Source organism: Janthinobacterium sp. HH104, assembly GCF_001758715.1.
Lineage (GTDB): Bacteria > Pseudomonadota > Gammaproteobacteria > Burkholderiales > Burkholderiaceae_D > Janthinobacterium > Janthinobacterium aestuarii.
In genome coordinates this window covers 180,390-204,481 of sequence record NZ_LRIB01000047.1, presented here as the reverse complement: position 1 = coordinate 204,481, position 24,092 = coordinate 180,390, and the positions used below count along the sequence as shown (strand labels likewise).

23 protein-coding genes and 1 riboswitch are annotated in these 24,092 nt (G+C 63.2%); of the genes, 13 read left to right on the top strand and 10 right to left on the bottom strand.

Annotation, left to right across the window (positions count from 1 at the left end):
* Window positions 1-51: 51 nt before the first annotated feature.
* Window positions 52-579, top strand: a complete 528-nt coding sequence (locus tag JAB6_RS22225; RefSeq protein ID WP_070304530.1) for a 5-formyltetrahydrofolate cyclo-ligase — start codon at window positions 52-54, stop codon at window positions 577-579.
* 14 nt (window positions 580-593) lie between these two features.
* On the opposite strand, the gene metF is transcribed toward JAB6_RS22225, so the two are convergent.
* The 4 genes from metF to metK all read right to left on the bottom strand — a co-directional run bounded on the left by metF (window position 594) and on the right by metK (window position 4,763).
* Entirely contained in the window at window positions 594-1,424 is an 831-nt protein-coding gene (gene metF / locus JAB6_RS22220; protein ID WP_034753084.1) for a methylenetetrahydrofolate reductase [NAD(P)H], read from the bottom strand.
* Window positions 1,411-1,767: a phage holin family protein gene (locus JAB6_RS22215; protein WP_034753082.1), complete on the bottom strand. Its 357-nt coding sequence runs from the start codon at window positions 1,765-1,767 to the stop codon at window positions 1,411-1,413. Before JAB6_RS22215 ends, metF begins: the two co-directional genes overlap by 14 nt.
* A gap of 188 nt (window positions 1,768-1,955) precedes the next feature.
* Window positions 1,956-3,380: an adenosylhomocysteinase gene (gene ahcY, locus JAB6_RS22210; protein WP_070304529.1), complete on the bottom strand. Its 1,425-nt coding sequence runs from the start codon at window positions 3,378-3,380 to the stop codon at window positions 1,956-1,958.
* A 24-nt stretch (window positions 3,381-3,404) separates the two neighbouring features.
* Window positions 3,405-3,473: riboswitch (S-adenosyl-L-homocysteine riboswitch) on the bottom strand.
* A gap of 123 nt (window positions 3,474-3,596) precedes the next feature.
* Window positions 3,597-4,763 carry a methionine adenosyltransferase gene (metK, locus tag JAB6_RS22205; RefSeq protein ID WP_034783537.1) on the bottom strand — a complete coding sequence of 389 codons (1,167 nt, stop codon included), beginning with the start codon at window positions 4,761-4,763 and terminating at the stop codon, window positions 3,597-3,599.
* Between the two features lie 188 nt (window positions 4,764-4,951).
* Here metK and JAB6_RS22200 point away from each other — a divergent pair, with 188 nt between their 5' ends.
* Genes JAB6_RS22200 through dapF form a run of 3 tightly spaced genes read left to right on the top strand, consistent with a single transcriptional unit; the run spans window position 4,952 to window position 7,568 of the window.
* Window positions 4,952-5,821: a lysophospholipid acyltransferase family protein gene (locus JAB6_RS22200; protein WP_070304528.1), complete on the top strand. Its 870-nt coding sequence runs from the start codon at window positions 4,952-4,954 to the stop codon at window positions 5,819-5,821.
* Window positions 5,818-6,693 carry a lipid A biosynthesis acyltransferase gene (locus JAB6_RS22195; RefSeq protein WP_034753075.1) on the top strand — a complete coding sequence of 292 codons (876 nt, stop codon included), beginning with the start codon at window positions 5,818-5,820 and terminating at the stop codon, window positions 6,691-6,693. Before JAB6_RS22200 ends, JAB6_RS22195 begins: the two co-directional genes overlap by 4 nt.
* Before the next feature lie 11 nt (window positions 6,694-6,704).
* Complete coding sequence (dapF, locus tag JAB6_RS22190; protein ID WP_070304527.1) at window positions 6,705-7,568, top strand: diaminopimelate epimerase; 864 nt, start codon at window positions 6,705-6,707, stop codon at window positions 7,566-7,568.
* 11 nt (window positions 7,569-7,579) lie between these two features.
* Here the strand turns inward: dapF and JAB6_RS22185 are convergent, their stop codons facing one another.
* Window positions 7,580-9,082, bottom strand: coding sequence for an SEL1-like repeat protein (locus tag JAB6_RS22185; RefSeq protein ID WP_070304526.1), 1,503 nt, complete (start codon window positions 9,080-9,082; stop codon window positions 7,580-7,582).
* 415 nt (window positions 9,083-9,497) lie between these two features.
* Between JAB6_RS22185 and JAB6_RS22180 the strand changes: the two genes are divergently transcribed.
* The 8 genes from JAB6_RS22180 to JAB6_RS22145 all read left to right on the top strand — a co-directional run bounded on the left by JAB6_RS22180 (window position 9,498) and on the right by JAB6_RS22145 (window position 16,924).
* Window positions 9,498-10,568, top strand: a complete 1,071-nt coding sequence (locus tag JAB6_RS22180) for a porin (protein WP_034753069.1) — start codon at window positions 9,498-9,500, stop codon at window positions 10,566-10,568.
* A 178-nt stretch (window positions 10,569-10,746) separates the two neighbouring features.
* A complete protein-coding gene (locus JAB6_RS22175; protein WP_035823876.1) occupies window positions 10,747-11,424 on the top strand; it encodes a DUF484 family protein in 678 nt (225 codons plus the stop codon).
* A 7-nt stretch (window positions 11,425-11,431) separates the two neighbouring features.
* Complete coding sequence (locus JAB6_RS22170; protein WP_070304525.1) at window positions 11,432-12,379, top strand: tyrosine recombinase XerC; 948 nt, start codon at window positions 11,432-11,434, stop codon at window positions 12,377-12,379.
* A 138-nt stretch (window positions 12,380-12,517) separates the two neighbouring features.
* The gene (locus JAB6_RS22165; protein WP_070304593.1) at window positions 12,518-13,624 is read left to right on the top strand and encodes a GTP-binding protein; all 1,107 of its coding nucleotides are present in this window, start codon (window positions 12,518-12,520) and stop codon (window positions 13,622-13,624) included.
* A gap of 481 nt (window positions 13,625-14,105) precedes the next feature.
* Window positions 14,106-14,558, top strand: a complete 453-nt coding sequence (gene dksA, locus JAB6_RS22160) for an RNA polymerase-binding protein DksA (protein ID WP_034753066.1) — start codon at window positions 14,106-14,108, stop codon at window positions 14,556-14,558.
* Window positions 14,559-14,781: 223 nt separating this feature from the next.
* Window positions 14,782-15,318, top strand: a complete 537-nt coding sequence (gene hslV / locus JAB6_RS22155; RefSeq protein WP_034753065.1) for an ATP-dependent protease subunit HslV — start codon at window positions 14,782-14,784, stop codon at window positions 15,316-15,318.
* A 37-nt stretch (window positions 15,319-15,355) separates the two neighbouring features.
* A complete protein-coding gene (gene hslU, locus JAB6_RS22150; protein WP_070304591.1) occupies window positions 15,356-16,711 on the top strand; it encodes an ATP-dependent protease ATPase subunit HslU in 1,356 nt (451 codons plus the stop codon).
* Between the two features lie 18 nt (window positions 16,712-16,729).
* The gene (locus JAB6_RS22145; RefSeq protein WP_034753063.1) at window positions 16,730-16,924 is read left to right on the top strand and encodes a hypothetical protein; all 195 of its coding nucleotides are present in this window, start codon (window positions 16,730-16,732) and stop codon (window positions 16,922-16,924) included.
* Window positions 16,925-16,993: 69 nt separating this feature from the next.
* Here JAB6_RS22145 and JAB6_RS22140 read toward each other — a convergent pair whose 3' ends face one another.
* Window positions 16,994-17,608, bottom strand: a complete 615-nt coding sequence (locus JAB6_RS22140) for an outer membrane protein (RefSeq protein ID WP_070304524.1) — start codon at window positions 17,606-17,608, stop codon at window positions 16,994-16,996.
* A 168-nt stretch (window positions 17,609-17,776) separates the two neighbouring features.
* Here JAB6_RS22140 and JAB6_RS22135 point away from each other — a divergent pair, with 168 nt between their 5' ends.
* Window positions 17,777-18,562, top strand: a complete 786-nt coding sequence (locus tag JAB6_RS22135) for a helix-turn-helix transcriptional regulator (protein ID WP_070304523.1) — start codon at window positions 17,777-17,779, stop codon at window positions 18,560-18,562.
* Here JAB6_RS22135 and JAB6_RS22130 read toward each other — a convergent pair.
* Genes JAB6_RS22130 through gspE form a run of 4 tightly spaced genes read right to left on the bottom strand, consistent with a single transcriptional unit; the run spans window position 18,535 to window position 24,087 of the window.
* Window positions 18,535-20,793, bottom strand: a complete 2,259-nt coding sequence (locus tag JAB6_RS22130) for a patatin-like phospholipase family protein (RefSeq protein WP_070304522.1) — start codon at window positions 20,791-20,793, stop codon at window positions 18,535-18,537. The two genes, JAB6_RS22135 and JAB6_RS22130, sit on opposite strands and share 28 nt — an antisense overlap.
* Window positions 20,794-20,851: 58 nt before the next feature.
* On the bottom strand, window positions 20,852-21,418 hold the full coding sequence (locus JAB6_RS22125) for a type II secretion system protein N (protein WP_070304521.1): 567 nt from the start codon (window positions 21,416-21,418) through the stop codon (window positions 20,852-20,854).
* Between the two features lie 16 nt (window positions 21,419-21,434).
* Window positions 21,435-22,655 (bottom strand): type II secretion system inner membrane protein GspF, encoded by a 1,221-nt coding sequence (gspF, locus tag JAB6_RS22120; RefSeq protein WP_070304520.1) that lies wholly within the window; start codon window positions 22,653-22,655, stop codon window positions 21,435-21,437.
* 10 nt (window positions 22,656-22,665) lie between these two features.
* Window positions 22,666-24,087, bottom strand: coding sequence for a type II secretion system ATPase GspE (gene gspE, locus JAB6_RS22115; RefSeq protein WP_034753054.1), 1,422 nt, complete (start codon window positions 24,085-24,087; stop codon window positions 22,666-22,668).
* Between the last annotated feature and the right edge of the window lie 5 nt (window positions 24,088-24,092).

The window sequence follows — 24,092 nt, the reverse complement described above, 5'->3', positions numbered from 1 at the left end:
ACATGCGATCCGGCTACACGGCCACCCATTGCGCCACAGGAAAAAGCCGGCTTGCGCAAAGCCTTGCTGGCGGCCCGGCGCGCCCTGCCCGACGCCACGCGCGCAGAGTGGGATGCGGCCATCGCGCAGCGCCTGCTGGACTGGTGCGCACAGGAAAACGTCAAGGAACTGGGCGTGTACTGGCCCTTGCACGGCGAGCCGGACTTGCACGGCGCGTACGCGCAGCTGGCCGCGCGCGGCGTGGCGCTCAGTCTGCCCGTGGTGCTGGAAAAACATGCGCCGCTGGCCTTTTCCGCCTGGACGCCGGGCGAACCCATGGTCAAGGATGGCATGGGCGTGGCCGTGCCGGCCCGGCTGCGACTGCGCCCGGCGCCCGCCACCCTGCTCGTGCCCTGCCTGGGTTTTAATGAGCAACGGTACCGGCTCGGCTATGGCGGCGGCTATTACGACCGCACCCTGGCGGCCGTGCCGCGTCCGCGCACGCTCGGTATCGCCTATGCCTGCCTGGCGGCCAGCTTTCCCAACGGCGAATACGACATCGCCCTCGATCACATCGTGACCGAGGGCGATCTGTACTGACAAGTCAGGACGGTTTATTTCACCAGGCGCTGCCACAGTGCGGTCGTGGGCGCCGCCTGGTTCATGCTATAGAAATGCAAGCCTGGCGCGCCGCCTTCCAGCAAACGCTCGCACAAGCCCGTCACCACGTCCAGGCCAAACGCCTTGATGGACGCGCTGTCGTCGCCGAAGCTGGCCAGTTTCAGACGCACCCAGCGTGGAATTTCCGCACCGCACATGTCCGAAAAGCGCATCAGCTGCGTGTAGTTCGTGATCGGCATGATGCCGGCCACGATGGGCACGTTGATGCCCATCTTCTGTGTCTGCTCGACAAACTGGAAATACGCGTCGGCATTGTAGAAGTACTGGGTGATGGCCGCATTCGCGCCAGCCTGCACCTTGCGCGCGAACGCGTTCAGGTCGTCCTGCGGCGAACGGGCTTGCGGGTGCACTTCCGGATAGGCGGCCACTTCGATATGGAAATGGTCGCCCGTCTCGGCGCGGATGAATTCCACCAGTTCGTTGGCGTAGCGAAACTCGCCCGAGGCGCCATAGCCGCTGGGCAAGTCGCCGCGCAAGGCGACGATACGCTTCACGCCTGCCGCCTTGAAGTCGGCCAGCACGGCGCGGATCGATTCGCGCGAGCCACCGACGCACGACAGATGCGGTGCGGCCTGTTCGCCGGCCGCCAGGATCTCGCGCACGGTGTCCAGGGTACCTTGCTGCGTGGTACCGCCTGCGCCAAACGTCACCGAGAAATACTTCGGATGCAATTCAGACAACTTGACACGCGTGGCGCGCAGCTTTTCCGCCCCTTCCGGGGTTTTCGGCGGGAAAAACTCAATACTGAAATTATGCTTTTCCATCGTCATTACTCAAAAGTAAGGTCGACAGGGCCCAGGAAATGACGCTGTACAGCAATGCACCACCCACGGCCGACCAGAAACTGGCGACATGGAAACCATCGATCACCTGCGCCACGAGCCAGAACATGAAGCCGTTGATGATGAAAATGAACAGGCCCAGCGACAAGAACGTCACGGGCAGGGTCAGCAGGATCAGCAAAGGACGGATCAGCGCATTGACCAGCCCCAGCACGGCAGCGGCCAGCAGCGCGGTCCAGCCGCTGCTCATCGTCACCGAGTGCATCAAATAAGGGACGGCAAACAGGGCTGCCGCATTGATAAACCAAATCAGTAGCAAGCGCATTTCTCTAGCCTGTCAAAGAAAGTCAGGCCGGCAACAGCCGGCACAAAAGATATACCGATCAGTCTTGTTGCCTCAGGAACCGTAGCGAGCGGATGCGCGGCGTGGCCGAGAAGCGCAGCTGTGCTTTAGCACAGTGAGCATCGCCGGCCGCGCCCCGCGCCGCGCAGTAGGTTCATGAGGCAACCATCTTAATAACGGTAGTGCTCTGGTTTGTATGGACCTTCCGTGCGCACGCCAATGTAGTCGGCTTGCTCTTGCGTCAGTTCCGTCAGCTGCGCATTCAACTTTTTGAGTTGCAGGCGGGCGACTTTTTCGTCCAAGTGTTTTGGCAGGGTGTATACGCCGACCGGATAGTTGGCCGTGTTCGCGTACAGTTCGATCTGGGCGATCGTCTGGTTGGCGAACGACGAGCTCATCACGTACGACGGGTGGCCCGTGCCGCAACCGAGGTTGACCAGGCGGCCTTCGGCCAGCAGGATGATGCGGCGGCCCGACGGGAAGATGATGTGGTCGACTTGCGGCTTGATGTTTTCCCACTCGTATTGTTTCAGCGAAGCGACGTCGATTTCATTGTCGAAGTGACCAATGTTGCAGACGATGGCCTGGTCTTTCATGCGCGTCAGGTGATCGTGCGTGAGGATGTGATAGTTGCCCGTGCAGGTGACAAAGATGTCGCCGTGTTCGCAGGCGTAATCCATGGTCACGACGCGGTAGCCTTCCATCGCCGCCTGCAGTGCGCAGATCGGATCGACTTCCGTCACCCATACTTGCGCCGACAGGGCGCGCATGGCTTGGGCCGAACCCTTGCCGACATCACCGTAACCGGCGATGACGGCGACTTTACCGGCGATCATCACGTCGGTGGCGCGCTTGATGCCGTCGACCAGGGATTCGCGGCAGCCATACAGGTTGTCGAATTTCGATTTCGTGACGGAATCGTTCACGTTGATCGCAGGGAAAGCCAGCTTGCCTTCCTTGTGCATCTGATACAAACGGTGCACGCCGGTCGTCGTTTCTTCCGTCACGCCGAGGATTTCCGGCAAACGCTTCGAATACCAGGTCGGATCGGCCAGCAAGTGCTTCTTGATCGAGTTGAACAGGCAGATTTCTTCGTCCGAACCGGGGTTGGCCAACACCGACAGGTCGGTTTCCGCGCGCACGCCCAGGTGCAGCAGCAGGGTGGCATCGCCGCCATCGTCGAGGATCATGTTCGAGTAGACCGCCTTGCCGTCCACACTAGGCCATTCGAAGATACGGTGCGTGTATTCCCAGTAGTCGTCGAGCGACTCGCCCTTGACTGCGAACACAGGCGTGCCGGCGGCGGCGATGGCGGCGGCGGCGTGATCTTGCGTCGAGTAAATGTTGCACGATGCCCAACGCACCTGCGCGCCCAGTGCTTCCAGGGTCTGGATCAGCACGGCGGTCTGGATGGTCATGTGGATGGAACCGGTGATGCGCGCGCCTTTCAGAGGCTGCGCTGCCGCGAATTCTTCGCGGATGGCCATCAGGCCAGGCATTTCCGTTTCAGCAATCTTGATTTCTTTGTCGCCCCATGCGGCCAAGGTGATATCGGCGATGGTGTAGTCGTGTTGCGATTTGAGTACGGCGTTCATCACGCCCTCCTTTCAGTTGAAAAAGGTACGTGAGCGCAGTTGCAGGATATTCCGAGCCTGGCGAATTTCTTCGTCGCAACGCTCCTCGGACGGGGGATTTTAACATTGTCAAGGCCGGTACGCCAGCTTGTTCGCCATACATTGCCATGTAACAACACATAAAAAAAGCGCCCGCGGCCAGAAGGCCGGGGCGCTTTTCTTGCAAGTCGAACTAGATTACTTCAGGCCGGCGGCGTCGCGCAGCAGGGCGACCTTGTCCGTACGCTCCCACGTGAATTCCGGCTCTTCGCGGCCGAAATGGCCGTAGGCGGCGCTCTTCTGGTAGATCGGGCGCAGCAGGTCGAGCATTTGCACGATGCCTTTTGGACGCAAATCGAAGTGCGCCAGCACCAGCTTGGCGATTTCCGCGTCGGGAATCACGCCCGTGCCTTCCGTGTAGACGGTGATGTTGATCGGCTTGGCCACGCCGATGGCGTAGCTGACCTGCACCTGGCATTGGCGCGCCAGGCCGGCTGCGACGATGTTTTTCGCCACGTAGCGGGCCGCGTAGGCTGCCGAACGGTCGACTTTGGATGGATCCTTGCCCGAGAACGCGCCGCCGCCGTGCGGGGCTGCGCCGCCGTAGGTGTCGACGATGATCTTGCGGCCGGTCAAGCCGCAATCGCCTTGCGGACCGCCGATGACGAAACGGCCCGTCGGGTTGACGAGGAATTTGGTCTCCGTCAGCCATTCGCGCGGCAGGATCGGCTTGATGATTTCTTCGATGACGGCTTCTTCGATCTGCTTGTGCGAGATTTCCGGCGCATGCTGGGTCGACAGCACGACCGTGTGCACGCCGACGGGGCGGCCATCGACGTAGCGCAGGGTCACTTGCGATTTCGCATCCGGACGCAGCCATGGCAAACGGCCATCCTTGCGCAGCTGCGACTGGCGCTCGACCAGGCGGTGCGCGTAGTGGATGGCGGCAGGCATCAGCTCGGCCGTTTCATCGCAAGCGTAGCCGAACATCAGGCCCTGATCGCCAGCGCCTTGATCCAGGTCAATGCCCGCACCTTCATCGACGCCTTGCGCGATGTCGGGCGACTGCTTGTCATAGGCCACCAGCACGGCGCAACCCTTGTAGTCGATGCCGTATTCCGTGTTGTCGTAGCCGATGCGTTTGATGGTTTCGCGCGCAACTTGAATATAATCAACATTGGCGTGCGTGGTAATCTCGCCAGCCAGCACCACCAGGCCCGTGTTGCACAGGGTTTCGGCAGCCACGCGGGCGGCTGGATCCTGGGTCAGGATGGCGTCAAGGATGGCGTCGGAAATTTGATCGGCAACCTTGTCGGGATGGCCTTCCGAAACGGATTCGGAAGTGAAGAGATAGTCGTTTGACATTGCAAGCTCCTGTTTACTATGTGAATGTTCTGTCGCAGTAAAGAGGATTTTGCCTGCGACGCTTTAGCGATATTTATATTCCGCTTCGCAAGTTGTCTATTAACTCAGCGGTTACTGCATACGTGGTATTTTACGCTTCTTAAAAAATTTTGGCACAGCAACACGCCATTCCTGGAAACCGCTTATACATGTTAGTCCCAATTTTTCGCTTCTTGTCCGTCTTTCCCCTGCCCGTCCTGCATGGCCTGGGCGCTGCGCTCGGCTGGGTGATTTACGCCATTTCGCCGTCCTACCGCCGCCGCATGCGCGAGAACATGCAGGGTGCGGGGTTTTCGCAACACTTGCACACGGCCGTGGCCGAAGCGGGCAAGAGCGTGCTGGAATTACCGTTCATCTGGTGCGCGCCGGCCGAGCGCGTGGCGCGCCATGCGACGGTGGAAAACTGGGAACTGGTGGAAAAAGCGCTGCAGCATGGGCGCGGCATTGTCTTCCTGACACCGCACCTGGGCTGCTTTGAAATCGTCGCCCAGCAAATCGCGCTGCGCACGCCGCTCACCGTGATGTACCGCCCGCCCAAGCGCGCCGCCCTGAAACCGCTGATCGAAGGAGCCCGCGCGCGCGAAAACCTGATGCTGGCGCCGGCCAATATGTCGGGCGTGCGCATCTTTGCCAAATGCCTGAAAAAGGGGCAACCGATCGGCCTGCTGCCCGACCAGGTGCCGCAGGAGGGCGAAGGCGTGTGGGCCGACTTCTTCGGCCGTCCCGCCTACACCATGACCCTGCCGGCCAAGCTGGCGCAGATGGGCGGCGCCGAAGTCATCATCACCTACGCGGAACGCCTGCCGGGCGGGCGCGGTTATGTCGTGCATTTCGTGCCGTTCACCGAATCGCTCGACAGCACCTCGGCCGAGCAGGCGCGCACCATCAATGCGGCCATGGAGCAATTGATCGCGCGCAGCCCGGCGCAATACCTGTGGAGCTACAACCGCTATAAAGTGCCGCGCGGCGCACCGCCGCCCACGCCGGCCACGTCCGATGCCGCCGGGGAGCAGGCATGAGATTGCTGATCGCCTTCATGTGGCTGCTGCACTGGCTGCCTTTACCCATCCTCGGCCGCTTCGGCGTGGCCGTCGGCAGCGTGCTGTTCATCGCCATGCCCACGCGGCGCAAGATCGCCCTGACGAATCTGCGCCTGTGCATGCCGGAATTGACGGAACAACAGCGCGTGGCGCTGGCGCGCCAGCATTTCCAGGCCTATTCGCGTAGCGTGTGGGAACGCAGCATTTTGTGGTGGTCGTCGGAAGCGCGCCTGAACCGTCTGATCAAGAAGGTGCCCGCCTTCCCGGGCCAGCAGATCGCGGCCAAGCCCACCATCCTGCTGTGTCCGCACTTCGTCTGCCTCGACGTGGCCGGCGCCGCCACGGCCATGGAAATTTCCGCCTCATCGATGTACGTGCAGCAAAAGAACGCCGCCTTCGACCAGGCCTTGCGCAACGGCCGCTCGCGCTTCAAGCCGCCCAAGCTGTTTACGCGCCAGGACGGCATCAAGACGATTTTGCGCGCGCTGCGCGACGGCTTGCCGTATTTCATGCTGCCGGACATGGATTTCGGCGAAAAGGATGCGGAATTCGTGCCCTTTTTCGGCGTGCCCGCTGCCACCCTGACGGCCACGGCGCGCCTGGCGCTGGCCGCCAAGGCGCAGGTGATTCCCGTCATCGCCACCTTCCTGCCCAACTACCAGGGCTGGCAAGTGACCTACTATCCGGCGTGGGACGATTATCCGGGCGACGACATCACGGCCGCCACGCGCCGCATGAACGAGTTCATCGAAGAACGCGTGCGCGAAGCGCCGGCCGAGTATTTCTGGACCCATAAACGCTTCAAGACGCGTCCGGAAGGCGAAGCGTCGTTCTATAACCAGCACAAGTGATACGGCAGACCATGAAACTCCACTTTACCAAGATGCATGGCGCCGGCAATGACTTCATCGTCATCGACGCCATCAACCAGGACATAGCCTTCACGCCGGCCCAGTGGCAGCGTTTGGCCGACCGCCGTTTCGGCATCGGCGCCGACCAGATTCTCGTCGTGGAAAAGCCGCGCCTGCCTGGCTGCGACTTCCGCTACCGCATCTATAACAACGATGGCGGCGAAGTCGAGCAATGCGGCAACGGCGCGCGCGCCTTCGTCAAGTTCGTCAGCGAAAAAGGGTTATCCAGCAAGGCCAGCATCCGCGTGGAAACCATGGCCGGCGTCATCGCGCCGCGCCTGGAACTCGACGGCAGCATCACGGTCGACATGGGCGCGCCCGTGCTCGAGCCCGCGCTGGTGCCGTTCGATGCGGCTGGCTTGACGGGCGTGGCCGAAGGCACCGATCTGCTGTGGCCGCTGGACCTGGCCTTGCCGGGCCAAACCTCTCCCGTGCTGGTGTCCGTCGTCTCAATGGGCAATCCGCATGCCGTGCAAGTGGTCGACGATGTCGATGCGCAAAACCTGGAACAATCGGGCCCGCTGATCGAGCACCATCCGCGCTTTCCCCGCAGGGTCAACGCCGGCTACATGCAGGTCGTCAACCGCCAGCACGTGAAACTGCGCGTGTTCGAGCGGGGCGCGGGTGAAACACTGGCGTGCGGCACGGGCGCCTGCGCCGCCGCCGTGGCCGGCATCCGCCGCGGCTTGCTCGACTCCCCCGTGCGCATCAGCGCGCGCGGCGGCGAACTGTCGATCGCCTGGCAAGGTCCCGGCCATCCCGTCCTGATGACGGGCCCGGCCGTAACCGTGTTCGAAGGCACGATCGAGCTGTAATCAACGCTGCATCATGCCGCCAGGAACTGCTGTTCCTGCGTGGCATCGAGCTCGGCCAGGTAGCACTTCAGGCGGTACAGACGCTGCCGGTAATTGCCTTCCGGCCCCGTCACGCTGCAATCGACGCGCTCGAACAGCCGCACCACCTGGTCGAGCAACTGGCGCTCCTGCGCCGTGCGGATCAGCACGAGGCGCCGCTTGCCGCGCCCATGCGTGGCACTGATATCGATCAACAGGCAATGCCCCTGGTCGGCCGCATGGATATCGAGCAGCAGCGCCTCGGCACGCGACAGATGAAAGCAGCGTGCCAGCGCCAGGCGCGCCGCCAGCAGGGGGTGGCTCTGGCCCAGCTGGCGCAAATGTTCATCGGCGTGCATGGCGGCGCACTGGCCCCAGTCGCCGGGCTCGCCTTGCGGCGCGATTTTCGCCAGCGCCGCTTCCGCTTCACTGCTGCCTTGCGCCTGCGCCTGCAGCAGCCAATACGCGGCACGCACATCATTGTTGACACCGTCGCGGCGGTTACGCCACGCATGCATGCCGCATTCGAGCTGCGCCGGGCCATGCCCCAGGTCGGCAGCACGCTCCAGGCAGAAATGGGCTTCGACCACATTGCGCTGGGAAAATTCCGGTTTCGTATAGATGCGCGACAGCACGAACCAGGCTTCGGCCAGTCCCTGCTCGCCCGCCTGCGTCAGCCAGCGCACGGCACGCTTGAAATTGGCCGCGCCATTGCGCGTGGCCAGGCGCCGGCCATGCGCATCCATGCGCGCATAGCCGAGCCCCAGTTCCAACTGCGCCGTGCGGTCGCCGCCATGCGCGGCCAGCTCGCAGCACTGCCAGCCCTCGGCATCGCCGCCAGGCGCCAATGCCTGGGCGCAACGCGACAGCAACAACACCTGCTGCGCGTCGAGGGCGATCGTGCGCGTACCGGCCGCCGCCTGGCGCTGCAGCAGCTCGCGCGCCAGCGGCAAGCCTTGCGACAGGAAGCCCGCATGGTTGCCCTGGCTCCACGCCTGCTCCAGCCAGGCGTGCAGCGGCGCGTCGCCATCGATGGCTTGCTCGCCAGCGGCGCTGGCGTCCTGCCCGGGCGCCGCCGATGATCTTTCTTGCAGGGACAACAACCATTGTGCATCGGGCAAGCCGGCGCGTACGGCGGCGTCCAGCGCCACGCGGGCCTTGGCGCGCAAGGCTTCACTGCTGCTGGCGGCGTTGCCCAGCACCAGTTGCGCCAGCACCAGGCCCGCCTGTACCAGACCCGCATCGAACGCTTGCGCGTAATACGGGATCAGCGCCTTGGCTGCCGGTTGCGCCACTTCGAAAGGCACGTGCGTACCGATCAGCAAGCACGCTTCCTGGCTATCTTCCTGGGCCGCCCGCGCCAGCCAGTGCAAGGCGGTCGGCAAGCTTTGCGGCACCCCCTGCCCAAACAGGTACACCCGTCCCAACGCCAGCTGGCAAGCAACATCGCCAGCACGTGCGCCCTTGATCAATCCTAATGTTTCGCGATTTGCCATCGATTCTCGATATTGAGTCAATGATTCTAATAATAGTGAGCCATCTCCAGACCCATCCTTGCAGGCCATCCCTTAGTGTAACGTCCTTGTGTCGTAAATCCGCCAAAGCGGCCTCAAGAACTTGATTCAACGCAACAATGTCCTGTTCCCAACATGCCAAGATGACACGGCGCCGCGACGGTGGCGATGGGAGAACGCCGGCCATCGGCGCAGGACTGGCAGAAACCGCGCGTTACAAAAATACAACAGGGGTATGCAGTTATGCCGCTTTTCACCAATCTTTTCACGCATATTTGACCAATCCCGCACGTCTTGCGCGCCGACGAATTAAGGTTCATTCATCGAAACGCGACAGTTAGCGCATTTCAATCTGCTCGGATCTCGGACGGAACTCACTTTTAATAGGGAATAAGACATGAAAAAATCACTCGTTGCCCTCGCACTCTTCGGCGCCTTTGCCGCAACCGCACAAGCGCAGTCGTCCGTCCAAATCTACGGCACGATCGATGCAGGCCTGGGCAAAGCGACTGGTTCGACCACCGCCGTCACCAAGCGCGACAACAACAAACTGGGTTTCAAGGGCACGGAAGATCTGGGCAATGGCTTGAAAGCTATTTTCCAACTGGAAATTCGCTATGAATCCGACACCGGCACGCTGGAAAGCAATGGCGCCCGTCCGCTGTTCCAGGGTCAAAGCCGCGTCGGCCTGCAAGGTGACTTCGGTACCGTACGTCTGGGCCGTGGCCTGACCGCGTTCCAGGAAACGAGCACCGGTTTCGAACCATGGTCGGGCATGCCTACGCCAGCCGGTTTCCAGACCGACCTGACCGTCGCCGGCTACACCAGCGATCCGCTGAGCCCAGCTGGCAACTCGCGTAACCGCTTCTCGAATGCCGTGTTCTACAACTCGCCAGTCATCAGCGGCTTCCAGTTCAACGCCACCGTGGCCGCCAAGGAAGCGAACAACAACGCCGCCGTTGCAGCGTCCGTGCGCAACCTGACGACGAATGCCTCCGGTAACTACTTCGTGCCAGGCAATGTGGCGCCGGCATCGAATCCATACTCGGTATCTGTGACGTACTCCTCGCCAGGCTTTGCCGCCATGGCCGCCTACGAGCGCAATGGCCTGCAAGCCAAGCTGTGGTCGGTCGGTGCGTCGGTCAATCCGATTCCTGAGCTGAAAGTCATGCTGTCGATCCAGCACCAGAACGATGAAGAATTCAAGATCGTCAATACCGGCACCAAATCGTGGGTGCTGGGCGCCAACTACGACGTCGGCCCAGGCAAGATCCGCGCTGGCTACGGTCAAAAAACGCCGGATGGCGTAGTCAAAACCAAGCAAGCATCGCTGGGCTATGACTACAATCTGTCGAAACGTACCTACGTGTACGCAGATATTTCGAACAAGAAAGCTGCCAGCACGACCAACTACAACGTTTCGAGCACGACCAACTACATCGGCGTCGGCGTACACCACAACTTCTAATGGCCCGCCTGTCACCCTCCACGGGTGACAGTTGACCAGGAAGACAAGGCGGCATGGGCAACCATGCCGCTTTTTTCATGGGCGTGCGGAAAATGCACGGGCGCCGCGCCCTTTGCGCCTATGCCGCCGCACTCTCGGTTAGAATGAAGCGTTCAACTTTCACTGACAGATATTCTCAATGACCGCCACACTCGATTCCAGCACCGTCGCCCAGTACCTGAGCGAGCACCCGAATTTCTTCGAAGAGCATACCGCCCTGCTCGGTGAGGTCAAGCTGAGCAGCCCGCTGACGGGACGCACCATCTCGCTGCAGGAGCGGCAGATGGAAGTGATGCGCGACAAGTACAAGGCGCTCGAGCTGCGCATGTCCAAGCTGAGCCGCGTGGCCGAGGAAAATGGCGATATCGCCAGCAAGTTCCACGGCTGGAACCAGGCCATGCTGCAAGTGCGCAACGATGCGGACATGCCGCGCGTGCTGGTCGATGCCTTGCAAAGCAATTTCGACGTGCCCTACGTCAGCCTGCGCCTGTGGCAAGTGCTGCCGGAACACGCCGACGGCTGGTTCACGGAAGACGTGACGGCCGACGTGCGCATGTTCGCCAACAGCCTGCAAACGCCGTACTGCGGCAGCAACCGCGATTTCGAAGCCGTGCACTGGTTGCAAGCTGACAAGATCGAATCGACCGTCATGATCGCCCTGCGCGCCCCGAACACCACGGGCACCTTCGGCTTGCTGGTGCTCGGTTCGCCCGACAGCGAACGCTTTACGTCAAGCATGGGCACGGACTTCCTCGTGCATATCGGCGCCACGGCCAGCGCCGCCCTGGCCGCGCTGCGCGCCGGCTCGCCTGCCTGAATACGCCATGAATGAGGCGCGCGGCAAGGCCGAGTGGCTTGACGCCTACCTGGCGCAGCTGGCCACGCAGCGCAAGCTGTCGCCCCATACCTTGGACGCCTACGGGCGCGACTTGCGCGCCTTGCTGGAACTGAGCGGCGATACGCCGTGGACGGCGCTCGCGCACAACGAAGTACGCCGCTACACGGCCAAGCTGCACGCTGGCGGCCTCGATCCGCGCTCAATCGCGCGCAAGCTGTCGTCGTGGCGGGGCTTTTTCAACTGGCTCAGCGGCGAGACCCAGCTCGACGCCAATCCCGTCGACGGCATCCGCGCCCCCAAGCGGGCCAAAACCTTACCCAAAGCCTTGTCGGTGGACGACGCCGTGCGCCTCGTGGCACCCGCGCAACACCAGCAAGGCGCCGCCGAGCCGGAGCAGCTGTGCAACCGCGCCATGTTCGAACTGCTGTATTCGAGCGGCTTGCGCGTGTCCGAACTGACCAGCCTGGACACCCATTACTGCAAGGCCGAGAACGGCCGCGACGCCTCGCTGGGCTGGCTCGACATGGCCAGCTTCGAAGTCATCGTCACGGGCAAGGGCAACAAGATGCGCAAGGTGCCGGTCGGCAAGGCAGCCCTCGTGGCCCTGACCGCCTGGCTGGGCGTGCGTCCGCCGGCGGCCGATGGCAGCGCCGCCCTGTTTCTCAGCACGCGCGCCACGCGCATCTCGCCGCGCGTGCTGCAGTTGCGCCTGAAGGCGCACGCGCTGGCGACGGACATTCCCGCGAATGTGCATCCGCACGTGCTGCGCCACTCGTTCGCTTCGCACGTGCTGCAATCGTCGGGCGACTTGCGCGCCGTGCAGGAAATGCTGGGCCATTCCAGCATCACCTCGACCCAGGTCTACACGGCCCTCGATTTCCAGCACCTGGCGCACGTGTACGACCAGGCGCACCCGCGCGCCAAGGTCAAGTAGGCAGCCGCGCCCGTTGGCCAGGCTGATCCATATCAAGCGGATCGGCGCGCATTTGCAAGCTTTTGCAAAATTCCGGCATAATCGTCCGCATTCTTCCGCTTGCGCGGCGGCACCACCGATTACAGCATAGGCATCTTCATGGCACTGATTCCAACCACCATCCTCACCGGCTTCCTGGGCGCAGGCAAAACCACCTTGCTCAACCGCATACTGCAGGAAGACCATGGCATGCGCATCGCCGTGATCGAAAACGAGTTTGGCCAGGAAAACATCGACAATGAAATCTTGGTGCAGGATAGCAACGAACACATCATCGAGATGAACAACGGCTGCATCTGCTGCACCGTGCGCGGCGACCTGATCGTGGGCTTGACGGAACTGGCGCGCAAGCGCGACGCCGGCCTGCTGGCATTCGACCGCGTCGTCATCGAAACGACGGGCCTGGCCAATCCCGGTCCCGTGGCGCAAACCTTCTTTGTCGACGAGGAAGTGGGCAGCCACTACATGCTCGACGCCATCATCACGGTGGTCGATGCCCGCCATGCAATGAAGCAACTCGATGAATACGAGGAAGCCCAGCGGCAAGTGGGCTTTGCCGACAAGCTGCTGCTGTCGAAAACCGACCTCGTCAGTGAAGACGACGTGGCCGCCCTGACGCGCCGCCTGAAGCGCATCAATCCCCGCGCACCGATCGCCAAGGTCGATTTCGGCCGTGCGCCACTGGCCGAAGTACTCGACATCCGCGGCTTCAACCTGAATGAAAAGCTGGAACTGGACCCGGATTTCCTCGCCACGGAAACGGCGCACGTGCACGATCATGACCATGCGCACGACCACGATCACGCACATGAACATGGCCATGAGCACAAGCATGAGCACGCACATGAGCACACCGAAGCCTGCGCCACCGATTGCGGCCATGCCGACCACCACCACGCGCAGCACAGCGACGATATCGCCGCCTTTGTTTTCAAGAGCACGCAACCGTTCGACAGCGCCAAGCTCGACGAGTTCCTCGGCGGCCTGGTGCAAGTGTATGGCCCGCGCATGCTGCGCTACAAGGGCGTACTGCTGATGCAGGGCGCCGAGCGCAAGGTGGTCTTCCAGGGCGTGCACCAGTTGATGGGCAGCGACCTGGGCGCCAAATGGGGCGACAACGAAGTGCGTGGCAGCAAAATGGTGTTTATTGGCAAAAATCTACCAAAAGACATTTTTATTCGCGGACTCGAACAATGTTTGGTATAAACTAGCCGGGTTTTGCAAAGTATCCGTTGCAAAGCAGAAACAAAAGGGAAAGTTAAGCACGCTTTCCCGCTGTCCGACACCCATCTTGCTGGTATAAACCAACAAGTAGCCGTCTCTGATCGGCTAGTCAACAAATCGGGATGGCAATATAAAGCAAAGCGTGCCAAAATCAGCGACGAAAACGGCCCATGTCGTTAGCCTGTCATGAAATGCTGGCAAACTGCCGCTGGCCGCATGCCAGGCATGCAACCGATCCACCCAACACGCCTGTTGACGCGCGCATAGCGCGACTGGCATAGAGCGGTAAAAAGTTATCAACATGGCACCTTAGCCGGCCGGTAATCCTGGCTTACGCCGGCAAGCCAAGGTCGCACGCAGTACAGCGGGACAGCAATGCCAAGCGGAACCTGTACAGTTGCTCGGTATCGCCGCATCAACTGATCAATTTGAAAACTCTGTCGTATCGAAGGTAAGCGAAGTTATGACCAAAACTAATAAATCGACCCCGGCCGCCAACCAAGACATCCCTCTCATCAGCGAAGATCAAATTCGCGCCATGAGCGAAGATGACTACATGAATCCGGCACAACTGGCATTCTTCAAGGCGCGCCTGCAGCAGCTCGAAAAAGACCTGCTGAAAAACGCCGGCGAAACCACGGAACACTTGCGTGAAACCGTGCTCGTACCGGACCCTGCCGACCGCGCCACGATCGAGGAAGAGCATGCGCTGGAACTGCGCACGCGCGACCGCGAGCGAAAATTGCTGAAGAAAGTACAACAATCGATCGCCAGCATCGACGCCGGCGACTATGGCTGGTGCGAAGAAACGGGCGAGCCTATCGGCATCCCGCGCCTGATCGCCCGTCCGACCGCCACCCTGTCGCTGGAAGCCCAGCAACGGCGCGAACTGAAGCAAAAACTCTACGGCGACTGATCGCCCCTCCCCTTGCGCGGCCGCCCCGGCGGCCCCGTGATGGCGATAAAAAAAGCACACAACCCCGGTTGCGTGCTTTTTTTTCGTCCCGCGCCGACTACACTGAAGCAAGCACGGCAGCGGCAAGTGCCGCTTGCAATTGCCTTTTCCATCCCCACTTTTGAAGCATGGGCGCGCAATCGCATGGCCTTGCACGCATCGGCACGAATCTTTTGAGGTCACTATGGAACAATTTCACGGCACCACCATCCTCTGCGTCCGGCGCGGCAAGCAAGTCGCCCTGGGCGGCGACGGCCAGGTAACGCTCGGCAACATCGTCATGAAGGGCACGGCCCGCAAAGTGCGTAAGTTGTATCAGGGCAAAGTCCTGGTCGGCTTTGCCGGCGGCACCGCCGACGCTTTTACCTTGCTCGACCGCTTTGAAGGCAAGCTGGAAAAACACCAGGGCAATCTGCTGCGCGCCTCCGTCGAACTGGCCAAGGACTGGCGCACCGACCGCGTGCTGCGCCGCCTGGAAGCGATGCTGCTGGTGGCCGACAGCGAGTCGACCCTGGTCATCACGGGCAATGGCGACGTGCTGGAACCGGAAGACGGCATCGGCGCCATCGGCTCGGGCGGCACCTACGCCCAGTCGGCCGCCAAGGCGTTGCAGGAAAACACGGACTTGTCGCCGGCCGACGTGGTCAAGAAATCGCTGACCATCGCCGCCGAGCTGTGCATTTACACGAACATGTCCCACATTATCGAGACGCTCGACTAAGCGTCCCCGAGCACAGAATGGAAAGCCAATTATGATCATGAACATGACCCCGTCGGAAATCGTCACTGAACTCGACAAGCACGTGGTGGGCCAGGCCAAGGCCAAGCGCGCCGTCGCCATCGCCCTGCGCAACCGCTGGCGCCGCCAGCAGGTGGCCGAGCCCCTGCGACATGAAATCACGCCAAAAAATATCCTCATGATCGGCCCCACGGGCGTCGGCAAGACGGAAATCGCGCGCCGCCTGGCCAAGCTGGCCGAGGCGCCGTTCATCAAGATCGAAGCGACCAAGTTTACCGAAGTCGGTTATGTGGGCCGCGATGTCGACACCATCATCCGCGACCTGATCGACATCGGCATCAAGCAGACGCGCGCGCTGGAAATGAAGAAAGTGCGCGCACGCGCCGAAGATGCGGCCGAAGACCGCGTGATCGACATTCTCGTGCCGCCGGCGCGCGACTTCGGCTTCACGCCGAATACGGCCGCGGCCGTGGATGCGGGCGGCAGCGGCGACAGCACGCGCCAGACCTTCCGCAAGCGCTTGCGCCAGGGCGAGCTCGATGACAAGGAAATCGAGATCGAGCTGGCCGAGGCAGGCCCGCAGATGGAAATCATGGCGCCGCCAGGCATGGAAGAAATGACGGAACAGATCAAGTCCATGTTCTCGGGCGTGGGCGCGCAGCGCAAGAAGGCGCGCAAGGTCAAGATCAAGGAAGCCTTGAAACTGCTGGTCGAGGAAGAAGCGGCCAAGCTGCTCAACGAAGATGAGCTGAAACAGAAGGCCATCCAGAACGTCGAGCAGAACGGCATCGTCTTCCTGGACGAGATCGACAAGATCGCCTCGCGTTCGGAGTCGGGCGGCGCCGACGTCTCGCGCGCGGGCGTGCAGCGCGACCTGCTGCCGCTGGTCGAGGGCACGACCGTCAACACCAAGTACGGCATGATACGCACGGACCACATCCTGTTCATCGCCTCGGGCGCGTTCCACCTGTCGAAGCCGTCGGACCTGATCCCGGAACTGCAAGGGCGCTTCCCCATCCGCGTGGAGCTGGAATCGCTGTCGATCTCGGACTTCGAGCGCATCTTGACGAGCACCGACGCCTGCCTGACGATGCAGTACGAAGCCTTGCTTGCGACGGAAAACCTGAAACTGCAGTTCGCGCCGGAAGGCATCACGCGCCTGGCGGAAATCGCCTATTCGGTTAACGAGCGCACGGAAAACATCGGCGCGCGCCGCCTGCACACGGTGATGGAAAAGCTGCTGGAAGAAGTGTCGTTTACGGCCAGCGAAGGCAGCAGCAGTTCGGAAAACCTGCTGGTGATCGATGCCGCGTACGTCAATGAACGCCTGGAAGCGCTGTCGGTCAACGAGGACCTGTCGCGCTACGTGCTGTAAGAAAGAGGGGGGAAACCGATGGCAAACAAGGCATTGGCGACGCGGCAGAAAATGCAGTTCCGCGTCGAGCCCTCGCAAAAACCGCGCAACCCGGTCGCCACTGCAGCCCTGCAGCGCGCCGCCGGAGCGCACGTGAAAACCGTATCAGGCCAGCGCCAGCAGGAAAAACGCCTGCTGGCGAAACTGCTGTTGAAAGTAGAAACGGACAAATAGGCCGCCCGCGGACACCCCTTTTTACAGGGCGTCCGCCATCAGGCCACTCTCTGCCGCGGCATCATCCCCTTAGAAACGGTAGGACGCGCCCAGCGAAAACATGTCGACCTTGGTCGTTTGCTTGCTGTTGTACTTGACGGGCACGCGGTCCCAGTCGAGGTGCAGCGACCAGTTCTTGTTCAGCGCATACGCCGCGCCAAGGCCGTAGGTCAGGCCGATCTTGCTCTTCTTGTCCGAACCGCCGCCCAGATAATCGACCTTGCCCTGCGTGTAGGCCGCACCAGCGCGGCCGCTCAATGTAAACGCGTCAAACTGGTAGCCGAGCACGCCCTGCATGCCGAGGCCCGAGAACTTGCCGCGGCCAGCGCGCTTGCCCGCGTCCGTGTCGAAGCCGGACTTGACCTCGCCACCCATGTACCCCACCAGTTCAATCGAAGGCACGGCCACGCCGCCCTGAAACGGCAGCGCGTCGAAACTGTAACCCACGTAGGCCTTGCCATTGCGCTTGCTGCTTTTGTCGCAATCGCTTTGTCCGGCGATGCAATCGAGGCCGCTACTGGCGCGAAAGCCATAGCTGGCGCCCGCATAGATGGGACCCGGTGCAGCTTCGGCTGCGTTGGCATGCAGGGGAGCGATGGTGGCCAGCGCCAGCAGCGCTGCGGGGAAACGGAAAGATGGGAACATGGATAACCTCTACAAGTGGATGGATTGCCTGGTTGTAGCGCGCTGCGCGAGCCACAAGCGGGAGTGTCATCGCTTTTGCCAAAAAGTACTATCACCTTGTGCAAAGTGCCATTAACGGCTACATTCGGTACCGTCACCCGCTACCAAACTTGTAAAAAAGGATATCCCGTGAGTTCACCTGAACTGGTTTTGCGCGTGCTGCGCACCCAACTGCGCGCCGCCGGCATCACGTACAAGGTATTGGCCGAACGCATCGGCATGAGCGAGTCGAGCGTCAAGCGCATGTTTGGCCAGCACGACATGTCGCTGTCGCGCCTGGCCCTGATCTGCAAGGCCTCGGGCATCGCCATGGAAGACGTGCTGCGCGGCGCGGCCGACATCACGCCGCATGCCGACACGCTCACCCTGGTGCAGGAAAAATCGCTGGTGGCGCATCCGCGCCTGCTGCTGGTGGCGATCTGCTGCCTCGGCCACTGGAGCCTGGAGCAGGTGGTGGAAACGTATGCGCTGACGCAGGCCGAATGCATCGGCTGCCTGGCCGAACTGGATCGACTGGGCTTGATCGAACTCAAGCCGCTGAACCGCTACAGCCTGCGCGTCTCGAACGCCTTCCACTGGCTGGCCGACGGCCCGGTGCAGCAGTACTTCCGCGAACACGTGGTGGCCGATTACTTCAGCGGGCATTTCGACGGCGCCGGCGAGACCCTGATGTGCATTCCGGCGCGCCTGTCGCTGTCGAGTGCGCAGGAGCTGGTGCAGAAGATCCGCCAGCTGGCCGAGGAACTGGCGCGGTTGCACCAGAACGATCGGCGCCTGGCACCCGCCGAGCGCGATGGCTTTACCCTGCTGCTGGGTTTCCGCTCATGGGAATTTGCCGCCTTCACGGCCCTGCGCCGCAGCTCGGCGTCGGCCGCCCCGGCGACTCCCTACCAGACCGGTCCCAGGAACAGATAAAACGTGCTCTCGCCGCCCTTCGATGCGCCCGAGGCCACGTACACGGGACCGAAGCGCGTATCGACGGAAATGAAGGCGCTGCTCGCTTGCGTGAACTTGGTCGATTTCCAGCGCTCGCTCTGATCGAAGCCGCCGCCCATCTCCAGCGAAAAGCCGGCCCGCACGGCGCCGCCCAGGGTGCTGGGCAGGGAACCGATGCGGCGCGCCATCACGAAGCGCGCCAGGGCCACGCTGCGTCCCGTCACCGACTCGAACTGCGTGCCGGACAGGCGCAGGAAGCCGCCCAGGCTGAGCGGCGCCTCGCCGCGCTGCGCGCGCGCCCATTCGCCATACACATGGCCGGCCCAGTTGCCGCGGCTAAAAGCCTGCATGCCGGTGATGGAAGAGCGGCCCAGGGCCGCTTCGCCCGACCCCGTGCTCGAATCGCGCGTCCAGGTGGCGTCCACCAGCATGCCGCGCGTGGGGAAACCCGGTGAATCGAGCGTATCGATGCGGAGCTGCACAAACTGCGTGGTGCCCAGTGCGCGCGATTCCGGCAGCGTAGGATCGGCCGGAATCGCCAGCCTGCCCTTGACCTCCGTGCGCGTGACGCCAAACCGCAGATCGCCCCAGGTACCGAACTGGCGTCCCAGTACCAGCGCCGCCGTCTGGCCGTTATATGTCACGCGGGAGCTGCGCCGGCCCTTGTCGAACAAATCCATCGCCGACGAGCTGTACTGCAGTTCCGGCGCTATATACCACGGGTTGCCGGCCCCCAGCGGCTGCCAGAACTGCACGCCATAACCGCGCTCATTGCCGATCTGCGCCATGCTGCGCAATTCGCCGCCCCAGCTGTTCAGGTTCGAGCGCACGTGCAGCAATTTCAGGGCAAAGGTATTGCTGTCCCTGAAATCGCTGGCCATTTCCAGGCCCACGCGCAGCCGGTTGCTGGCCCATGGCGCTTCGACCGCCTTGATGTTGACCGTGCGCTGGTCGCCCGCGTCGACCACTTCCGTCTCCACGCGCGCCACGTCGCCACGGCCATACAGCCTGGCTGCCGCCTTCAGCACATCTTCCTGACTGACCGGCTGCCCTTCCACCAGGCCCGATTGGGCCTGCAGGATGCGCGGATTGATATCGCCTTCGCTCTCCACCGCCAGGCGCGTGAGCGGCAGGGCCACGTCCAGCAGGGCCGGCGCCGCCAGGCGCAGCTGCTCGCGCGCCGCATACTGCTCCGGCGGCAGGGCCAGCGGCGCCAGGCGGGCGGCCAAGGCCTGCGCCGCCTGTTCGCCGGCGCGCATGGCGCGCGCATAGTTTTCAAAGTCGAGGAAACTGACGCCCGTCAGGTCGGGCGCCACGAGGATATCCTGCGATTGCAGCTCCTTGAGCGAGCGCTGCACGTTCTGCTCCGTGAGGATCTGCAGCATCTGCTGCGCCACGCCGATGGCGCTGCCCAGCTCTTTTTCCGGCGCCAGCGGCGTACCCACGTTGACGGCGATGATGACGTCCGCGCCCATGGCGCGCGCCATGTCGACGGGCAGGTTGCGCACCAGGCCCCCATCGACCACCAGCCGGTTATTCACGCGCACGGGCGCGAACACGCCCGGCACGGCCAGCGAGGCGCGCATCGACAGGAACAAAGGGGTGTCGACCAGTTCCACCAGTTCGCCATTGACCAGGTCCGACGCCACCGAGCGGAAGGGCAAGGGCAGCTGGCTGGCTGGCCGGTCGCGCATGCCGGCCGGCAGCAGCCGGTTCAGGGCCATTTCCAGCGCCGCATTGCTGGCCGCCGCCGGCGGCGTGGAAATGCCGTTGCGGCTGGTGCCAAACTCGATGCGCGACGGCAGCAGCAAATCTTCCTCGCGGCGGCGGAACGCCAGTTCGTCGCGCGGCGGCCGGTCGGCCACCACGCGCGCCCAGTTCGTGTCGCGCGCCATCTTTTCCAGGTCCGCCACGGAAGCGCCGGCCGCATACGCGCCGCCGACCACGCCGCCCATGCTGGTGCCCACCACCATGTCGATCGGCACGTGCAACTCCTGCAGCACTTTCAAGACGCCGATATGCGCGAGGCCGCGCGCGCCGCCGCCCGACAGCACGAGAGCGATGCGCGGGCGGGCCGGCGCGGGGGCAGGAATGGCCACGGTGGAACCAGGGGAAGGCGTGACGGCGGGAACGTCGGCTGCGGCGCCGGCTTGCGGCAAGGCGCACAGCGCCGCCACGCAGCCCGCCAGGACGGCACGGATCGAGAACATGAAGACTCCAGTCGCGATGGCGGCACGGCGCCATCGGCAAAATACGATAAGAACGGCGTTAATTCGACGGCGGCGTGCTGGTGGTGGTCACCTGCGGCGCGGCCGGCATGACGGTAGCGGGACGCTGCTGCTCCATCGGCAGCGGCGGCGGCACCAGATTCGATGCCGGCGCCGGGGCCGGTGCCGGCGTTGGGGTGGCGGACACTGGCCCCGGCAAGGCCAGCGCCTTGTCGTCGGCCACCAGGTCGATGCGCTTGCTCACGCCGCCATCGCGCAGCAGCACGTGGCGCGCATGCACTTCCAGCACCGTCACGCCGGGCACCACCTCGGCGCCTTCCGGCAAGGCCACGGACGGCTTGCCATCGGTCGAGATGATGGCCACGCTGCCGCGGCCATTGCGGGCGGCCACCACACCCTTGAGCTGGTAATTGCTGGCCGTGGCCACGCTGACCTGGCCGCCGAACAGCGAGGCGCCCGCCTCCACGCTGGCATCCTGCACCACCGGTACGGCCGGTGGATTGATGGGGCGCTGCGGCGCCTTGAACAGCTGCATGGCCCAATAGGCCAGCGAGACGGACAGCGCCACGACGGCGAGCAAACTTGTAAATTGAGGCAAACGCTTCATGGCTTCCTTGGGTTTCTTATCTGACGAGCTGATTGATTTCGATAATCGGCATCAGCACGGCCAGCACGATCAGCAGCACCACCACGCCCATGGCCAGGATCAGGGCCGGCTCCAGCAGGCCGGCGATGGTGAGCGTGCGGCGTTCCAGGTCCTGCTCCTGCGCGCTGGCGGCGCGTTCCAGCATGGCCGGCAGCTCGCCCGTGATTTCGCCCGCGCGTATCATGTGGATCAGCATCGGTGGAAAATGCTTTTGCGCCGACAGCGCGCGCGCCAGGCTGACGCCCTCGCGCACGGCGCCGCTGGCCTCCTGCACCAGTTCCTGCATCGCCACGTTGGTCAAGGTGTCGCGGCTCGTGTCGAGCGCACGCAGGATCGGCACGCCGGACCCCGTGGTGATGGCCAGGGTGCTGGCAAAGCGCGCCGTGTTCAGGCTGCGTTCGAACTTGCCGTACAGGGGCGCCGTCAGCAGCCAGGTATGCCAGCGCCGTTTCAGGGCCGGCTGCTGCAGTGCGCGGCGCCAGGCGAACCAGGCACCGATCAGGGCAATGGCCACGACGATGCCATAGTTGCGCACGAAGTCCGACAGCGCCAGCATGATCACGGTGAGCATGGGCAGCTTCTGCTTGGTATTGGCGAAAACAGAGACGATCTGCGGCACCACGTAGGTAAGCAGGAAGATCACGATGGAAAACGCCACCACCGTGACGATGGCCGGATACGTAAAGGCCAGCTTGACCTTCTGCACCAGCGCATTGCGCCGCTCGATATAGTCGGCCAGGCGCGAGAGCACGCGCGACAAATGGCCGATCTGCTCGCCCGACGCCACCAGCGCCCGATAGATCTCGGCGAAATCGCGCGGATGGCGCGCCAGCACGTCGGAAAACGCGGCGCCGCCGATCACTTCCGAACGGATCGAGGCGATCAGGTCGCGCAGATAGGGCCGCTCGGCCTGTTCCAGCAGCGCGGAAAACGCCTGCTCCAGCGGCAGGCCCGCTTCGAGCAAACTGGCCAGCTGGCGCGTAAACAGGGCCAGCTCGGTGCTGGACAAACGCTCGCCGAAGCCGCGCCGCTTGGTCACGCCGGCGGCGTCGACCTGCGCGGCGATCGGCTCGACGGCCAGCGGCACCAGGCCTTGCACGCGCAGCTCGGCGCGCGCGGAACGGGGACTGTCGGCATTGAGCACGCCCTTGCGGGTGGCGCCCTGGGCGTCGACGGCTTCATAGCGGAATGCGGGCATGGTGGCGGGCCTAGTCTTTGGTCACGCGCAGCAATTCTGCCTGCGTGGTGGTGCCGTCGCGCAGCCAGCGTTCTCCGTCGTCGCGCATGCTCAGCATGCCGTCCTGCAGGGCCACCGTGCGCACTTCCGCCTCCGACGCGCGGTTGTGGATCTGCGCGCGGATCTGCTCCGTCGTGCGCAGCAATTCGTACACGCCCACGCGGCCCTGGTAGCCCGTCTGGCCGCAATGCTCGCAGCCGACCGCCTGCCAATACTGGCCGTCGAAGGTCTTGCAGGAGCCGCACAATTTGCGCACCAGGCGCTGCGCCAGCACGCCCAGGAGCGACGACGACAGCAGGAACGGCTCGATGCCCATGTCGAGCAAGCGCGTGACGGCCGCCGAGGCGTCGTTCGTGTGCAAAGTCGCCAGCACCAGATGGCCCGTCAGCGATGCCTGCACGGCGATCTGCGCCGTTTCCAGGTCGCGGATCTCGCCGATCATGATCACGTCCGGATCTTGCCGCAGAATCGCCCGCAGCGCCTTGGCAAACGTCATGTCGATGCGCGGGTTGACCTGCGTCTGGCCGACACCGGCCAGGTCGTACTCGATCGGGTCTTCCACCGTCAGGATATTCGTGGTGGTGGCGTTGAGCATCGACAGCGCTGCATATAAGGTCGTCGTCTTGCCCGAACCGGTGGGGCCCGTGACGAGCACGATGCCGTGCGGCTGCGTGATCAGGCCATCGAACTGCGCCAGCATGGGCGCGCTCATGCCCAGGTGCTGCAGGTCGAGGCGGCCCGCTTCCTTGTCCAGCAAACGCAATACGGCCCGTTCGCCATGCCCCGTGGGCAGGGTCGAGACGCGCACGTCGACGGGTTTGCCGCCCACGCGCAGGGTGATGCGGCCGTCCTGCGGCAAGCGTTTTTCCGCGATGTCGAGCTGCGCCATGATCTTGATGCGCGAAATCAGCGAGCCATGGATGGCTTTACGGGGACGCACGACGTCGCGCAGGCTGCCGTCGATGCGGAAACGCACGACGGACGTCTGCTCGAACGGCTCGATGTGGATGTCGGACGCGCCTTCGCGCAGCGCCTGCGTGAGCAGCGCGTTGATCATACGGATGACGGGCGCGTCGTCGGACGATTCAAGCAAGTCCTCGATGGCCGGCACGTCCTGCAGCAGCTTGGTGAGATCGAGGTCGGCGTCGAATTCATCGGCCATCTGCGACGCGTCGCCGCCGCCGCCCGCGTAGGCGCCGGCAATGGCCGCATCGAGTTCGCCGCGCGGCAAGACCGTCAGCTGGATCTGGCCGAAACGGCGCGACACTTCGGCAATGGCCGCCGGCGCCGTCGATGCGGCCACCAGCACTTCGACGGGGGCGCCGTCGACGGCGCCCGGCCGGGCCAGCAAGCCGAAATCGCGCGCGTAGGCGTAGGGAAGCAGATTGCTCATGACTG

Coding starts and splice junctions, on each gene's coding strand:
- metF (WP_034753084.1), bottom strand. CDS start 1,424: ATGGAAAAGCATAATTTCAGTATTGAGTTTTTCCCGCCGAAAACCCCG.
- JAB6_RS22215 (WP_034753082.1), bottom strand. CDS start 1,767: ATGCGCTTGCTACTGATTTGGTTTATCAATGCGGCAGCCCTGTTTGCC.
- ahcY (WP_070304529.1), bottom strand. CDS start 3,380: ATGAACGCCGTACTCAAATCGCAACACGACTACACCATCGCCGATATC.
- metK (WP_034783537.1), bottom strand. CDS start 4,763: ATGTCAAACGACTATCTCTTCACTTCCGAATCCGTTTCGGAAGGCCAT.
- JAB6_RS22200 (WP_070304528.1), top strand. CDS start 4,952: ATGTTAGTCCCAATTTTTCGCTTCTTGTCCGTCTTTCCCCTGCCCGTC.
- JAB6_RS22195 (WP_034753075.1), top strand. CDS start 5,818: ATGAGATTGCTGATCGCCTTCATGTGGCTGCTGCACTGGCTGCCTTTA.
- dapF (WP_070304527.1), top strand. CDS start 6,705: ATGAAACTCCACTTTACCAAGATGCATGGCGCCGGCAATGACTTCATC.
- JAB6_RS22185 (WP_070304526.1), bottom strand. CDS start 9,082: ATGGCAAATCGCGAAACATTAGGATTGATCAAGGGCGCACGTGCTGGC.
- JAB6_RS22180 (WP_034753069.1), top strand. CDS start 9,498: ATGAAAAAATCACTCGTTGCCCTCGCACTCTTCGGCGCCTTTGCCGCA.
- JAB6_RS22175 (WP_035823876.1), top strand. CDS start 10,747: ATGACCGCCACACTCGATTCCAGCACCGTCGCCCAGTACCTGAGCGAG.
- JAB6_RS22170 (WP_070304525.1), top strand. CDS start 11,432: ATGAATGAGGCGCGCGGCAAGGCCGAGTGGCTTGACGCCTACCTGGCG.
- JAB6_RS22165 (WP_070304593.1), top strand. CDS start 12,518: ATGGCACTGATTCCAACCACCATCCTCACCGGCTTCCTGGGCGCAGGC.
- dksA (WP_034753066.1), top strand. CDS start 14,106: ATGACCAAAACTAATAAATCGACCCCGGCCGCCAACCAAGACATCCCT.
- hslV (WP_034753065.1), top strand. CDS start 14,782: ATGGAACAATTTCACGGCACCACCATCCTCTGCGTCCGGCGCGGCAAG.
- hslU (WP_070304591.1), top strand. CDS start 15,356: ATGAACATGACCCCGTCGGAAATCGTCACTGAACTCGACAAGCACGTG.
- JAB6_RS22145 (WP_034753063.1), top strand. CDS start 16,730: ATGGCAAACAAGGCATTGGCGACGCGGCAGAAAATGCAGTTCCGCGTC.
- JAB6_RS22140 (WP_070304524.1), bottom strand. CDS start 17,608: ATGTTCCCATCTTTCCGTTTCCCCGCAGCGCTGCTGGCGCTGGCCACC.
- JAB6_RS22130 (WP_070304522.1), bottom strand. CDS start 20,793: ATGTTCTCGATCCGTGCCGTCCTGGCGGGCTGCGTGGCGGCGCTGTGC.
- JAB6_RS22125 (WP_070304521.1), bottom strand. CDS start 21,418: ATGAAGCGTTTGCCTCAATTTACAAGTTTGCTCGCCGTCGTGGCGCTG.
- gspF (WP_070304520.1), bottom strand. CDS start 22,655: ATGCCCGCATTCCGCTATGAAGCCGTCGACGCCCAGGGCGCCACCCGC.
- gspE (WP_034753054.1), bottom strand. CDS start 24,087: ATGAGCAATCTGCTTCCCTACGCCTACGCGCGCGATTTCGGCTTGCTG.